Raw genomic sequence first — 13852 nt, forward strand, 5'->3', positions numbered from 1 at the left:
CTGCCCCTCACATGTCGTAGGAGAAGTTGGCGATGTAGCGCCGCCCGCTCACCGGCGTGCCCGCGCCCGCCGTCGTCAGCGGCACGGCCACCTCGTTCGGGCTGTCGCGCATATCCTCGACTGCCGCGTCGATGTGCAGCGTGTAGCCCGCATCGAACAGCGCGTCGGCCAGATCGAGCGTGATCTCGAGACTGCGGCCCGCGCCGACGCTGGCGCCGGTGATACCGTTTACCTGCGCGGTATCGCCGCCCGTGGCACGGTACCAGTCGCTCAGATGCTCGTAGTACTTGGACTTGCCACCAGCCATCCAGAGACTGCCGACATAGGCGCCCGAGGCGTCGGTAACGTAAAGCGCGAGGTAAGCGCCGTCGCCACCATAGTTGTTAAGGGTGGTTGTGAGCGTCACGGGCCGTGCCATAGCGAGGCCGGGAAGCGTGAGTGCGGTGGTAAGCGCGAGCGTTGCGAGAAGTGATTTCATGGGAATGATCCTTGTTCAGGGTGCTTCGGAGCTGTTCAGTTCACCTGAACCTGCGGAGGGGCGCCGTTTCCGAAGAGGCCGTTCTGCGGAGGAGCGACCGTTCCAGCGGGCGCGGGATTGCGGGCGCCACCGCGGTCGTCGTCATCATCCTCGTAGTCCATCTCGACGATCTGCAGCGTCGCCGGATCGAACTTCACCTCGATCTCGCGGCCATTCTGGTCTCGGCCTTCGATTTCGTAGCAGCCGTCGTCGATCTCGAAGTCGCGCACCGTCCAACCGTTCTGTTCGGCCATCTGCATGGCGGCCTCGCGCGGCTGCCACTGGTCACGGGGCGCATTGCAATCATCGTCGTCGGCCAGCGCAGCGCCGGCGGGCAAAAGTGCGATCAGGGCAAGGGCGGTCAGGGTCTTTTTCATGGCAAGGGGTCCTTTCGTTTGATGAGACCAATCTGGCACCCCGACCTGAGGGCATCCTGACGCCCCAGCGATTCCTGCTTCAGCTTGCCGTCAGGAAAATGGCCCCGCCGATGATGACGGGGCCAAAAAGATGCGAGCGCAGGCTACAGGGCTGGCATGGCTATACGCCCTGCCCCGCGTTCAGGTGAATTCGAACTGCTCGAAGCGGACACGGCGAGGCGTTTGGCCTTGTGCTTTCAAGCCCTTGAGAATCCCGTCCTTCAGACCGGTTGGGCCGCAGAACCACAGATCGGCTTGCCGGATCGCGAAAGGGACCGCGCCAATCAGGCGCTCGGCCGTGAGCCTGCCATCGCGCGTCGTAACGACCACCTCGAAACTGAACCTCGGGTTGCGGGCAGCCGCAGCGCGCAGCGTCTCTACCCCAATCGCCTCTTCTTGTGTCGGAACGCAGTAGATGAGGTGAATGTCGCGACTCTCCGCCTCTGTCAGGCTTTCCGCCCAGGCGAGGAACGGCGTGATACCGATGCCGCCGGCAAGCCATATTTGGCGCGCACCGCCCTTGCGGAAATTGAACCGTCCATATGGCCCTTCGACCTGCACGCGCGTTCCGGTCCGCAAGATGGCGGGCATGCTTCGTGTCCAGCCACCCAAGCCTCGGATGGAGAACGTCAGGGTGCCGTCAGGGCGCGGGGCGCTGGCAATCGTGAAAGGGTGCGGCTCGGACAGTCCTGCCTCTGGTGCGCGGAAGAAGGCGAATTGCCCCGGCCGCCACCGCATGGCCCGCCCCTCGGGGCGGAGGGTCAGCGTGGTGGTGTCCTTGGTCTGGCTGATCTCTGTGACGGTGAATTCTCTACGCCGCAGGTACGGGGCGACAAGCTCGGTAAATATCCACGCGATCACTCCGGCGATGCCGAATGTGTTCAGTAGCACCGAGAGCGATGGATCTACCTCTGTCGGCATGTCGACGAAGAACTGGTGAAAGACCACGATTGCAAAAAGGGCCCCCATGAAACGATGGCTGAACCGCCAGATCTGATAGGGGATTTCCAGTGGGGTGAAGGGCAATCTCCGGAACCAGCTGACAGCAACCAGGGCGAGAAGCGCGTTGAAGGCAAGTTCGCCCGCCTCTTCACCAAGTTCACCAAGGGAGGTTTCACGCACCAAACGCTCGAAATCCGGCTCGATCTGCTGGTGCAGGATCATCAGGACGATTGCGGAAATACCAAGCCACTTGTGGAAACGGTACATGCGATCGAGACCGCCGAACAATGGTTCTACCAGCGGCGGCCGTGCGGCGAGGATCAGGGTCTGTGCCATCGCGACAACTGCCGCGGCCCCGACGGCAATGCCAAGTGCTGCATCCGCGCCATAGGGCGCATAGGTGTTGAACCCGATCAGTGCCGCCAGCAGGCATGGCAACGCAACCAGCACCGGGCCCGTCAGAGCTAGAGGAGAGTTTAGGGAAAGCCGGGAGAGTGGCGGCAGGCCCGGCACCGGGACATTACCGTCGCGACGCGCTGCATCAGTCATCGTCGCGTCTCTCGTGATCCCGCTCGCGGCGATCATCCTCGTCGTCCTCGTATTCGAACTCGATTATCTCCAGCGTGGCCGGGTGGACAGTCACCTCGATCGCACGCCCCTCGGCATCCCTCCCATCGATCTCGTAGCAGCCGTCATCGATCTTGATCCGGCGCACCGTCCAACCATTTTCCTCAGCCAGCATGGCAACAGCATCGCGCGGCTGCCAGTCGGCCATCGGCACGAAGCAATCGTCGTCAGCCAGCGCCGCGCCGACCGGAAAGACCGCGAGAAAGCCGATAATTGTCAATGTCTTCTTCATGGGGCACACTCCTAGTGGCTCGCCTCTTGATGCCATTCATGCGCCGCGAAGCTGACGGCAGCCTGAAGGGGCTCGACCCACAAGCTTCAGCTTCGTGTCAGCCAGACGGATCATGGAGGGACATCAGGAAAGGACGGGTACGACCATGCGCATATTGCTGATCGAGGACGACACGACTCTTGGCGCTGCCGTGCGCGACCAGATCGCATCTGATGGCCAGTCAGTAGACTGGGTCACGCGGCTAGACGCGGCGGCAGACGCGATGAGCGCAACCTCCTACGACCTGCTCCTGCTCGACCTCATGCTACCAGACGGACGTGGTATCGGGTTCCTCAAGGGCCTCAGGACGCGTGGAGACGTGACGCCGGTCATCATCCTGACGGCGCTCGACCAGGTCTCCGATAGGATCGAAGGCCTCAATGCGGGCGCTGACGACTATCTTGTGAAGCCCTTCGACCTGTCGGAACTGTCGGCACGGATCGGATCGGTCGCGCGGCGCTACAGCGGCAACCCCAACCCGATCCTGACCCACGGACCGCTCGACATCGACCTTGCCGCGCGCAGCGTCCATCGGGATGGCAGACATGTGCCGCTGACGGCGCGGGAATGGGCGCTCTTCGAGGCCTTCCTGGCGCGTCCCGGGCAGCTCCTGTCCAAGGCGCAGTTGGAGGAGAAGCTCTACGCTTTCGACGCCGAAGTCGAGAGCAACACCATCGAGGTGCACGTGAGCCGCCTGCGCAAGAAACTGGGGAGCGCCATCATCGAGACCGAGCGCGGCATGGGTTACCGGCTGGGCAAGCCATGATGTGGCCATCCAGCCTTCAGGTACGGCTCGGCTTGTCACTCGGCCTTGTGCTGACGATCCTCTGGCTCGCCGCCGCCACGGTTACCGCGGTGATCGTTCGGGGCGAGATGGATGAGGTCTTCGACAGCGCCCTACGCGAAACCGCCGAGCGCATCCTGCCGCTGGCCGTGACCGACATCGTCGGGCGAGAAGATCAGGGTGTGACGCAGCGCCTCGCGCCGATCCGGGAGCATGACGAGTTCTTTACCTACATCGTACGCGATGCCGAGGGACGCATCCTGCTGCAATCCCATGCGGCGGACCCTGCCGTGTTCCCTCCATACGACGGGCCGGGATTTGGGCAGAACGCCACACATCGCCTCTACAGCGACGCGGCGCTCCAGGGGACGATCAGCATCACCGTGGCCGAACCGTTGGCGCATCGCGCTTCGGTTGCTCGGGAAATCCAGATGAGCCTCGGCCTGCCGCTGCTGGTTGTGCTGCCGTTGGCGCTCGCGTCGATTATTCTCGCTGTGCGCTTTAGCCTCGCCCCTCTCCATCGGTTCCGTACGCGGCTTGAAGCGCGCGGCGTGCGCGACCTGTCAGAAGTACCCGCGGCCGACCTGCCGACAGAAATCCGACCGCTGGCTGCAACCTTGAACAGCCTTTTGGCTCGGTTGCGCGACGCGTTCGAGGCTGAGCGAAGTTTTGCAGCCAATGCGGCTCATGAACTAAGGACACCATTGGCGGGCGCTATCGCCCAAGCGCAGCGACTGCGGTCAGAGACCAAAGATCCGACCATCGACGCGCGCGCCGCCGAGATCGAGGCGACGCTCAAGCGTCTCGCTCGGCTGTCCGAACGTCTCCTGCAGCTTGCGCGGGCGGAAGGCGGTAGACTTCGGATGGACCAGAGCGCTGATGTCAGAACCATCACTCGGGTCGTGGTGGAAGATATTGCGCGCAGCACAGAGAACGGGCGCCTTATGTTGAACTTGCCGGACACGCCTGTCTTGTCTGATATCGACCCCGACGCATTGGGAATTCTGTGCCGGAATCTGGTGGAAAACGCCCTACGCCACGGGGCGCAGAATGCCCCAGTCGAGGTTACACTCACGAGCGACGGGCAGTTGATCGTGGCGAACGAGGGCCCCGCGGTAGCAACCCAAACACTCGAACGCCTGACAGGGCGCTTCGAGAGGGCAGATGCAAAAACTGATGGTAGCGGGCTTGGCCTCGCTATCGTCTCAGCCATCGCAGAACGGATCGAAACCTCTCTCTTGCTCCAGTCACCACGTCCCGGTGAAACTTCTGGATTTCAGGCATCCGTCAGATTGCCAACTGATGCTCCAAATGCCCATGTGAAAGATCGGGAGCATTGGCCTTGAAGTCTCACGTCGCAGCGCCCCGAGGGGTGCGGTGTCGATGATGGTTGTTGTAGACATGATTCTTCATTCTGAATGCGAGTAATCGCACTCATCCCATTGATATTGTTACACTATAGGGTGATTGCGGGCGGAATCTCCGCCCCCCGCTGGATCACGTTATTCCGCGGCCAGCATCGACGCGCCTTCAGCAGGCAGGTCATCCGTCAGAAATGCAGGAAGGTCAGCTTCACTGACGCTGTCAGCCGCTTCGGCATCCGCCCCCTGCCCTTCGGCATGGTCCTCATCGTCTAGCGCCACGAGATCGTTCCGGCGCATGACGCTCGTCGACCAGCTTTGCCACCACGCTGTCCTTCAGATCGCTCGCCTGCGCCGGCATGTAGACGTGACGCACTGAGGCTTCGAGACAGCTTCCCGAAGCAGAGGAAGTGCGGAAGGTATCCGTCACAAGCTTCAGCAGCAGCAGAATCAACGCCACGTCGGGCGAGCGCCCGATCGCTTCACGCAGCGCCAGCGTCCGGTGGGCCGTCAACTCCATGACCAACCGCTCGGGCAGCGGCTTCAGCGCTCCGTCATCCTCATCCTCCGGCAGATCGCCGCCAATCGGCTGGCCTCCCGACATGATGACGGTTCCGGCATGAGCGGCACTGTCATAGCCATCGGTGAGATCACGATCATCCCCCTGCCCCGCCACCGCAGGATCAGCACCATCCTGGACCGCTGTCACGTCAACCGGCTCATCCTCTGGACGCACATAGCCGCGATAGACGGCCAGCGCGCCGTAGCGGTCGAGCGTGACGAACGCCCCTGCCCGCCCGATCTCCTCCGCGTCGAAGATCAACGGCCGGGTCTCGATCTTTTCCATCTCCGTTTCCAACACGCCAAGCCGCGTGTCGATCCCGTCGGGGATTTCATCCTGACCCGCGTATTCCTCTTCCAGCGCCCGGTATTCGGCGAGCAGCTTGGCATGGGCCGCGCCTTCGTCATCCGTCATCGGTGCCGGATCACCTGACAGGGACCGCAGGCCGTGGCTGTAGCCGTAGGGCAGGTCAAGCGCGACCTCGATCCACTTCCAGCCCTCAACGGCAACCGTCTCAGCCTTGGCCTGGAGTTTTTCCGTCACCAGCCGATCGAGCAGGGCAGGGTCCTCGAGCCAGCCACCGTCATCGCCCTGAAAGAGGTCATGCAACATCGTGCCGCCCGCCGCTTCGTAGGCCTCAACACCCACAAAGACCGCGCGCCGGTCAGACGCCCGGACCGAGGTCTCGGTCAGCATGCGCCGGATCTGGAATGGCTCCTTGTTCCAGGATGAATGGATCACATCCCAGACCTGAACCTGACGCGCATGATCGGGGTTCACGGTGAAGGCCATGAGCTGCTCCAGCGTCATGCCATCCTCGGCATAGACCTCAAGCAGGGCAGGGGCGACGGAAGCGAGTTTCAAGCGCTGCTTCACGATCTGCGGCGTCACGAAGAAGGCGGCGGCAATCTCTGCATCGCTCTGGCCCTTGTCCCTCAGCGCCACAAACGCGCGGAATTGGTCGAGCGGGTGCAGGGCGACGCGATGCATGCTTTCTGCAAGGGAATCATCCTCGGCCAGGATGTCGGACGCAGCATCGCGCACGATGCAAGGAATGGGCGGGGTCTTTGCCAAACACTTCTGCTTCACCAGCAGGGACAATGCTTGGAACCGACGGCCACCGACCGGGATCTCGAACTTGCCGGTCTCGGTGCCGTCGTCAGCCAAGACGGGCCGCACGCTCAGGCTCTGCAACAGACCGCGGCGGGCGATGTCTTCGGCCAGTTCCTCGACAGACACGCCAGCCTTGATGCGCCGCACGTTGGACTGGCTCAGGACCAGCTTGTCAAAAGGGATATCCCGCGAAGGGGACAGGGTGATTTTCCGGACAGCTTTCGTCATCAGATCTTCTCCACGACGGGCGCCGGAAGCCACTCTCCCGATCTCATTTCCCGTCACCCTCAAACCAACACTCCTTTCCCTCTCGATGATCGTATGGTTGCCAAGAGGCGACTTAACAGCTGTTAAGTCATGCCAACTGAGCACCGCGGCGTTGAAACTTAACAGCTGTTAAGCCGCACTTCGCCGACCGATCAAAGCCATGACCATCGGACCGCAAGAGAATTCGCCCGCCGCGGCCTTGGACGTCAGCGCCCGCAAGTATCCACCCGGTGATCTGATGTCAGAGAATCGTTCCAGCATGGCCACGACGACGATCGAGGCTTGCTCTGGTCCCATGCAGCGTTGCGCTTCTTCCCACGCGGAAACACTGATCCCCATGGCCGGCCTTACATGACAAGCCGCGTCGAAAAGTTGGTGCCAGTGTCGAATGTCGCCCTGATAGAAAGTCTTGAGCGAGGGACAGCCGGCGATTACCAGGTGGAGTGGGATTTTCGGCACCCGCCTCGTGTCAGACTCTTCAAGGTCAGCCACGGGCTCACCCGTATCATCATCAGGCGCGCGTCCCGCCGCCCCGCCTTTTTCTAAGGCAGGTTCAAGATCTATAGATTCTTTATTTGAATTATGATGGTGACGCTCACATTGGGCATCATTGGTGTTCATTTCTTCTGTTTCAGGACCGTCAATCACATTACGCGCCTGGTCAAGAAGGGTCTCCAGTTCAGTCCGAAATGCCGACAGATCCTCAAGCGAGAGTTTGCGGCGAAGAGCGCGGGCGGTGAGGGCTGCCTTGTCGCGGAGCTGGTCCCATAGGCCAAGCCCGGGCTGGATCTCCTCGCCGAACTCCGCCAGAGCGGCCAAGTCGCGACGCATAAGGCTCACTACCTCCCTCAGTCGCCGCACACGGTCCTCGGCCTCACGCACAGCCTCTGCAGCCCGTGCAATTTCCTCGGCCCGGCAATAGAGCGGGGAGAGATCAAAGCCGAAGGCCACCCGATCTTCGCCACGCTTGCGCACATACCGCTTCCCATTGGGGCTATCGCGCCGCATGAGCAAGCGTGCCTCTACCAACCGGGCGAGGTGACGGCGCATCGTCGAGCAAGGCATGCCGTTCAGCCGCTCGCAGATCGCCTTGTTGGATGGGAAGACGACCATTTCGGTGTTCCCGCCAAGCGCATCGTCCGGAAAAAAGCTGAGAAGTCCCTGAAGAACGGTCAGATCGCGCTCGGAAACCCCGAAGGCGGCCTGTGCCTTGGACAGCTCACGGAGGAGCTCCCACTTGTTGACGGGCTTGCCGGGAACAGACGCCTCAGGACGCTCGACCACGCGCAGATGGGCGTGCGAGATCGGCCGCATAAACGGCGAAATCGGTGTGTAATCCATGATGTCATTCACGAAGGCAAAATTTCCCTGGCCCGCGAATCGCTTTGCGCTTGCGGGAAAGGGGCCAGATCGCTACATTCAGAGGTGCGAAAACTGAAGTTTTGTAGCGGGCTGGTCCCGTGCGAAACCTAAGAAAGGTCTCGTGAAGCTTGCTTCTCGGGGCCTTTTTCTTTTCTGCCTGTCTCGTGCCTCCTTTTTGATTGTTGCTCTTCCTCAGTCTTCCGAACGCTTCCAGCGCTCGTGAAGCTCGGTGATCAGCTGCGGGGCGTTGCCCTCAAGCCAGCTGACAAAATCGCTCTCCTCGGCCTTCAACTCGAGCTTGAGTTGCTTTCCACGACGTCCGATCGTGACAGTGGCGGCACCGACCCCCGGAATCACCGTGCCGGGCCGCCCGCGAGGGCGAGACGAGGATGTGGTCTGTTCGGGCTTCCCTGCAGCAGAGAGGACGGCCAAAAATGCATGATCGGATTTCTCGTCAATACCGCCTTGGTAGGATGTCTTGGCCTCACCCGCCAAAGCTGCAAGCAGTTCGCGATCGGCATCCGTAGCCCCCAGCAACTTCTTGAGCTCTTCCCACCTGGGCCGACCAATGCCCGGAGCGGCACCGATGGCGAGGACCAAGTCCTCCCCAACGGTGCGGACCACGCTTAACAGCTGCGACACTCCTGCCTCGGTCAGATTGAGAACCTCGGCGACTCCCTTGTTAGTGCGTTCGGATGCGCTCAGATGGTCACCGTCGAGCAAGGCTGCGGCAACAAGCGCTCGTTCGATGAAGCTTAGATCCCGCCGCTCCTGGTTCTCTAACAGCTGATCACGAAGTGCCTGATCGCCCTCCATCTCTGTGACAATGGCGCGGACCTTGATCCCAAGTTCTCTGCAAGCTTCCAGTCGACGACGGCCATAGATCAGGCTGTAGCGATCACCATCAAGCGGCCGGACGAGGATTGGTACTCGCTGTCCGTTCTTGGAAATTGACGCCTTGAGGCCCGCAGTCTCAATCTGCAGCCTGTCATCGAGCCGACCTGTGGTTTCGATTTGGTCAGGCTCGATTTCGAAAACGCCGCCGCGCAGCCTGCGCCCTTCAAGAGCGTCGGGCGCGTTGCGCAGGGTCTGCAGTGGCAGTCCCAGTTTAGGCTTTCTTGCCATTGCGTCCCCACGTGTTCTGGATGATCGCCGCGATCTCGTCGTTGACGGCGTTCATGGATTCGATTGCACGATCGAAAGTCTGACGCGTGAAGTCCTTCTTGTCGGCCTCGTAGAGCGTCTGCTTCGTCAGCCCTGCATCAGAGATCGCAGTAGACTCAACCATGTGGTTGGTCAGGACTGACCTGCCGAACAGACCCCGGATGAAAGCAATGACCTCGGTCTGCGGGGCATCACCCACCTTGTAGCGGGTCGGCAGAAAGCGCAGCCAGTCGAAGCGAAGGTTTGCGCCAGCATCCCGGATGACGCCAAGCAGATCAGCGGTCATGCGCAAAAACTGCGACATGGACATCAGATCGAGCATTTGGGGGTGAACGGTAACAAGCACCCCTGAAGATGCTGAAAGGGCGGACATGGTTAAAAAACCAAGCTGCGGCGGACAGTCGATGACGACGACGTCATAGTCCGCTTCGACACTGTCGAGCGCGTCGCGCACACGGGCAAAGAATGCGCGGGCGCCGCCACGCTGAATGGCTGCCGGTGTCTCATGTTCGAATTCCATGAGCTCGAGGTTCCCGGGAATCAGGTCAAGACCACGGATGTAGGTCTTGCGGATCACGTCCGAGATCGGGACCGGTTCATCGTAGCGAACCGCATCATACAGCGTGCCACCCTCCATCAGGTCCAGCTCAGGCTGGATGCCATGCAGCGCGGAAAGGGATGCCTGGGGGTCCAGATCGATCGCAAGGACACGATATCCCTTGAGAGCCAAGCGCTGTGCAAGGTGAGCGGATGTTGTCGTTTTCCCGGACCCGCCTTTGAAGTTCACAACAGAAACAATCTGAAGCTCGTCACCGGCACGACGCCCCGGAACGTAGGTTCCAGGCTTCTTCGCGTTTGCCTCAAGAGCGTGGCGAATCTCCCAGATATCATCGAGGGTATATCGCCGGTGGCTGCCCGCAGTGGTTTCGACGTCAGCGATCTTTCCTTCTCGATGAAGCTTGCGAAGGTAGGTATGATCGACGCCAAGCAACTCGGCCGCCTCGCCGCTGGTCAGGCTGCGCATGACTTTTTTGGCGTCGGGAGGGAAGTGGGCAGCACGTTGCGCATGAAGATTGGACGCAAGAAGCTCTGCGTAGTGCCCGATGGCAATGTCCAGGTCCTGCTCAGCTTCGCTCATCTCTGCCTCGATTCGTGGGCGCGTTTTTTATGTGATCGCGCGTTATTTATCGAGACTATTGCCCGAGCTATCAGATTCGTGCAAGCTCTTTCTAGATTTGGTGTCAGTCGCTGCGTCATGCACAAGAGTAGCTAGGGTTTGCGGCAGGCTTGTCTTAGGAACCTTTCGGATATACATTACAAGACGTATATCCGCATGGGAGGTCACGATGCAGGTCGCAAAATGGGGTAACTCGCTGGCCGTCCGTTTGCCCGCGGAGCTCGTCCGAGAGCTTGGTCTCAAGGAGGGTGATCAGATCGACCTGGTCAAGGACGACGGTCGGGTCAGAGTCCGTCGCCTTGCTCGTGCGGATGAGGTACTTACCGGCCTGCGCCGCTTCCGGGGCAAGTTGTCCGCAGCAGAACGTCTGAGCCGCGACGACGCACATGAGCGTTGAGTTCGCGGACACGAATGTCGTTCTTTACCTGCTCGACGACGGCCCAAAGGCCGATCGCGCCGAGGTCATCCTGGGGCAGGGGCCCCGGATCAGCGTTCAGGTTCTAAACGAGTCACTGGTGAACTGCCGCCGCAAAGCTGGCCTCGGTTGGGAGGAAGCAGCGGCCTTTCTCGAAGGCGTGCGCGCCTTGTGTCCCGTCGAAGATCTCACCGTGCAGACCCATGACGTCGGCCGCGCTTTGGCGGAACGCTACGGCTTCTCGATCTACGACGCGATGATCGTGGCCAGCGCTTTGGTTGCGGGGTGTACCACGCTGTGGAGCGAGGACATGCAAGATGGCCTGCTGGTGGAAGGCCAGCTTCGCATCGTCAACCCCTTTGCATGAGCGAACGGCTTCTGTGCCTGAAACTGACCACAACCTTGTAATCCTTCCCTATAGTGGAGGATTTGCAAGGTTGTTAGGCTACTCAAGCAGCCCCAGCCTCTCCGCCCGCTCCAACAGCATCTTGACTGACGACGGCTGCCATCTCGTTCGGCCACGTGGTGTGCGTTCGCGCATTGATTCCAGCCGTTCACAGATCGCCTGGAGCGTAATGCCGGGATCCGCGCCCTTGATGGCGGCGACGATGGCGGGCAGGCGGTCGTCGGTTTCGCGGCGGCCGGCGCGGGCCAAAACTGTCTCGGGCAGGAAGCCGTCGCGGACATAGGCCTTCACGGCGCGCAAGAGACGGCTTTGGGTCCAGCGACGCGCCTCGGGCAAGGGGCCGTTGATGATGCGCACCACGTCTTCCCAGGCCAAGTCAGGGCGCAACCGGCGCACATGGGGCACCCAATCTTGTGCCGTTTCGTTCAGACGCTCCATGTAGCCGTCCTGTCGCGCTAGCCGCACCTTGCGAAGAGCGGCAGGGTCTTTGGCCCGCAGTCCAGGGTTTCCGCCCACGCGGCCCTTTGTGCGCGCACTGGCGAGGCCGGCCTTGGTGCGCTCCCGGATCAGGGCGCGCTCGAACTCGGCCGCAGCGCCCAAGACCTGCAGCGTGAACTTGCCCTGCGGGGATCCAGTGTCGATCGGGTCCTGGATCGAGCGAAAGAACGCACCCCTAGCCTCCAGCCGCTCGATCACTTCCAGCAGATGCGACAGAGACCGCGCAAGCCGGTCGATCCTCACGACGACCAGCGTATCGCCACTCTGGATGCGTTCGAGCACACGCCCAAGCACCGGCCGCGCGCGATTGCCGCCTGAGGCGTGCTCTTCATAGATTTCGGCGCAACCCGCAGATTTCAGGGCCTGCGACTGGGGCAGGGGGGTTTGATCCTCTGTGGATACGCGCGCATAGCCTATCAATGGCATCAAAACAGTCTTTTTGCAGTTTCATATAGCGGCAATAAACGACCGTTTGCAAACGAATGCAAGCAAGTGTTTTTTCGTTGTGCTGGTGCACAATCCCTTGGTTTCCTTGCGCTGAGCGCGATCTGAGAGGTTCCGCTGACGGCTGCGCGCGCGTATTATCTAACGAGCGCGGGCAACGGAGGGAAAATCTCTTGGGTAATGCGCGAAAGATCAGTATTTTGCACGTATGAAGCGGAAAACATCTATTTTAGCTGATGATTTCGACGACCCCCTCATTACAATCGACGGGGACGAAGAGGTTCACGAAGACGATCTCTGGTTTCTGCCTGGACCAGTCGAAGAAGAACCAGATGAATTGCCTCCCGGGCCACGGGCGGAACCGCCCGACACTGCTGTCACCGAGGAGTGGGCAAAGGCAGAGGGGGTTCACGCTGCGCGACTGGCAAGAGTGGCTGGACGCTTAGGAGCTCTGGATGACCGGCTGCTGCGTGGCCCGGAAGGGTGGCGGCATTGGCTCGCGTTGATCGAGGCGGCGGACCTCAGCTGGCTTGCAGGGGATCGGGTGAGTTCTGACCGCCTCGCTCTTTGGATATCAATGCGATTGTCTGGCGCGCAGGATGATCCGGAAGCGCTGGCCCGAATTGGGTGGGCTGTTCGTCGCCTGACAGGTGGTCCTGGCCCGAAGGTCGATCTTGCAGCGTTTCTTGACCGCCGCGATCCCGAGAACATCGAGGACAGCGCCGACCGTTTCGAAGATCGCGCTGGCGGATGGCTAGCTGTGATAACGGCAGCTTCCGATCTGCACCCTATTACACGCGCCTGTATGGGATATCACCTTTGGAGCATGGCGGGTCTCGGGCAACACGGCGACCAGATCGAAGCGGCCGTCACAGCTGCCAGGATCGCGGCCAGCGACGGAAGCGGTGCTATCTTTGCACCGCTGGCCATGGGTGGGGCAGGGGGGCTGCGTGCCTCCGGCTTGCCGTTAGAGCGGTTGGACCGCTGGCTGGATGGCATGGACAGCGCCATTTTGACTGCGATGCGTCATCTGGATGGTATTGAAGAATGGGGCGTTCGCGCGAAGAGTGCGATGGCGCAACTGTCGGGTCGTACACCTGTAGCGTTGCGCAAAGTCCTCACGGAATGGCCTTTGACCTCGGCTCCTATGGCCGAGGCCTTGACCGGTGCGAGCCGGGCTGCTGTGCAACGCAATCTGGTCAGGCTGGAAGAAAGGGGCTTGATCCGTGAGATGACAGGGCAGGGGCGCTTTAGGATGTGGCGGATCGACATCTAGGTGCTTTGAGAGACCCTGCGCCAACCAGGCCTTGCGGGAAAGCAGCCATTCGTTCTGAGCAGAGAACGACGGCAGAGAGCCCAAGCTTGTCATTGAGATTTTCCGCTGGACGCGCATGCAGCGTAAGAAATGCGGCACAGCTCAGCAGTGCTGTCGGTGTTGTCACGTTAACGCCCTGCACATTGCTGGCCGAGGGTTGTCAGCGTAGTTGGTGGCGATGCGAAATCAAGACATCCGCTACAAGCGCCAC

General features: G+C 61.1%; 14 protein-coding genes and 1 pseudogene. 5 read left to right on the forward strand and 10 right to left on the reverse strand.

Going from position 1 to position 13852, the window contains the following annotated elements; genetic code table 11:
- Positions 1 to 7: 7 nt before the first annotated feature.
- From BW975_RS17020 to BW975_RS17035, 4 genes are all read right to left on the reverse strand, one after another.
- Positions 8 to 478 (reverse strand): DUF2271 domain-containing protein, encoded by a 471-nt coding sequence (locus BW975_RS17020; protein ID WP_028288620.1) that lies wholly within the window; start codon positions 476 to 478, stop codon positions 8 to 10.
- Positions 479 to 513: 35 nt separating this feature from the next.
- Positions 514 to 894: a PepSY domain-containing protein gene (locus BW975_RS17025; protein ID WP_028288621.1), complete on the reverse strand. Its 381-nt coding sequence runs from the start codon at positions 892 to 894 to the stop codon at positions 514 to 516.
- A 180-nt stretch (positions 895 to 1074) separates the two neighbouring features.
- Complete coding sequence (locus BW975_RS17030) at positions 1075 to 2460, reverse strand: ferredoxin reductase family protein (protein ID WP_076535542.1); 1386 nt, start codon at positions 2458 to 2460, stop codon at positions 1075 to 1077.
- Positions 2417 to 2734, reverse strand: a complete 318-nt coding sequence (locus tag BW975_RS17035) for a PepSY domain-containing protein (RefSeq protein ID WP_009503874.1) — start codon at positions 2732 to 2734, stop codon at positions 2417 to 2419. Before BW975_RS17035 ends, BW975_RS17030 begins: the two co-directional genes overlap by 44 nt.
- 145 nt (positions 2735 to 2879) lie before the next feature.
- Between BW975_RS17035 and BW975_RS17040 the strand changes: the two genes are divergently transcribed.
- Together BW975_RS17040 and BW975_RS17045 are read left to right on the forward strand one after the other, a co-directional pair.
- Positions 2880 to 3539 carry a response regulator transcription factor gene (locus BW975_RS17040; RefSeq protein ID WP_076535543.1) on the forward strand — a complete coding sequence of 220 codons (660 nt, stop codon included), beginning with the start codon at positions 2880 to 2882 and terminating at the stop codon, positions 3537 to 3539.
- Complete coding sequence (locus BW975_RS17045) at positions 3536 to 4903, forward strand: sensor histidine kinase (RefSeq protein WP_076535544.1); 1368 nt, start codon at positions 3536 to 3538, stop codon at positions 4901 to 4903. The genes BW975_RS17040 and BW975_RS17045 overlap by 4 nt, the downstream gene beginning before the upstream one ends.
- A 156-nt stretch (positions 4904 to 5059) precedes the next feature.
- Here BW975_RS17045 and BW975_RS18470 read toward each other — a convergent pair whose 3' ends face one another.
- The 5 genes and pseudogenes from BW975_RS18470 to repA all read right to left on the reverse strand — a co-directional run bounded on the left by BW975_RS18470 (position 5060) and on the right by repA (position 10524).
- Positions 5060 to 5200, reverse strand: a complete 141-nt coding sequence (locus tag BW975_RS18470) for a hypothetical protein (RefSeq protein ID WP_244512628.1) — start codon at positions 5198 to 5200, stop codon at positions 5060 to 5062.
- Positions 5201 to 5213: 13 nt separating this feature from the next.
- Positions 5214 to 6821: pseudogene (locus tag BW975_RS17050) on the reverse strand (ParB/RepB/Spo0J family partition protein); the annotation flags it as partial.
- Positions 6822 to 6989: 168 nt separating this feature from the next.
- The gene (gene repC / locus BW975_RS17055; protein WP_050525470.1) at positions 6990 to 8201 is read right to left on the reverse strand and encodes a plasmid replication protein RepC; all 1212 of its coding nucleotides are present in this window, start codon (positions 8199 to 8201) and stop codon (positions 6990 to 6992) included.
- 213 nt (positions 8202 to 8414) lie between these two features.
- A complete protein-coding gene (gene repB / locus BW975_RS17060; protein ID WP_028288626.1) occupies positions 8415 to 9347 on the reverse strand; it encodes a plasmid partitioning protein RepB in 933 nt (310 codons plus the stop codon).
- Complete coding sequence (gene repA / locus BW975_RS17065) at positions 9331 to 10524, reverse strand: plasmid partitioning protein RepA (RefSeq protein ID WP_009503867.1); 1194 nt, start codon at positions 10522 to 10524, stop codon at positions 9331 to 9333. Before repA ends, repB begins: the two co-directional genes overlap by 17 nt.
- Before the next feature lie 208 nt (positions 10525 to 10732).
- Here repA and BW975_RS17070 point away from each other — a divergent pair, with 208 nt between their 5' ends.
- Both BW975_RS17070 and BW975_RS17075 read left to right on the forward strand, forming a co-directional pair.
- Positions 10733 to 10960, forward strand: coding sequence for an AbrB/MazE/SpoVT family DNA-binding domain-containing protein (locus tag BW975_RS17070; protein WP_009503866.1), 228 nt, complete (start codon positions 10733 to 10735; stop codon positions 10958 to 10960).
- Positions 10950 to 11345: a PIN domain-containing protein gene (locus BW975_RS17075; protein ID WP_028288627.1), complete on the forward strand. Its 396-nt coding sequence runs from the start codon at positions 10950 to 10952 to the stop codon at positions 11343 to 11345. The genes BW975_RS17070 and BW975_RS17075 overlap by 11 nt, the downstream gene beginning before the upstream one ends.
- 78 nt (positions 11346 to 11423) lie before the next feature.
- Here the strand turns inward: BW975_RS17075 and BW975_RS17080 are convergent, their stop codons facing one another.
- On the reverse strand, positions 11424 to 12308 hold the full coding sequence (locus BW975_RS17080) for a recombinase family protein (protein WP_028288628.1): 885 nt from the start codon (positions 12306 to 12308) through the stop codon (positions 11424 to 11426).
- Positions 12309 to 12534: 226 nt separating this feature from the next.
- On the opposite strand from BW975_RS17080, the gene BW975_RS17085 reads away from it, so the two are divergent.
- The gene (locus BW975_RS17085; RefSeq protein WP_076535545.1) at positions 12535 to 13602 is read left to right on the forward strand and encodes a hypothetical protein; all 1068 of its coding nucleotides are present in this window, start codon (positions 12535 to 12537) and stop codon (positions 13600 to 13602) included.
- Positions 13603 to 13852 lie beyond the last annotated feature (250 nt).

The sequence above is a fragment of the Roseovarius nanhaiticus genome, assembly GCF_900156535.1.
Classification (GTDB): Bacteria; Pseudomonadota; Alphaproteobacteria; order Rhodobacterales; family Rhodobacteraceae; genus Roseovarius; species Roseovarius nanhaiticus.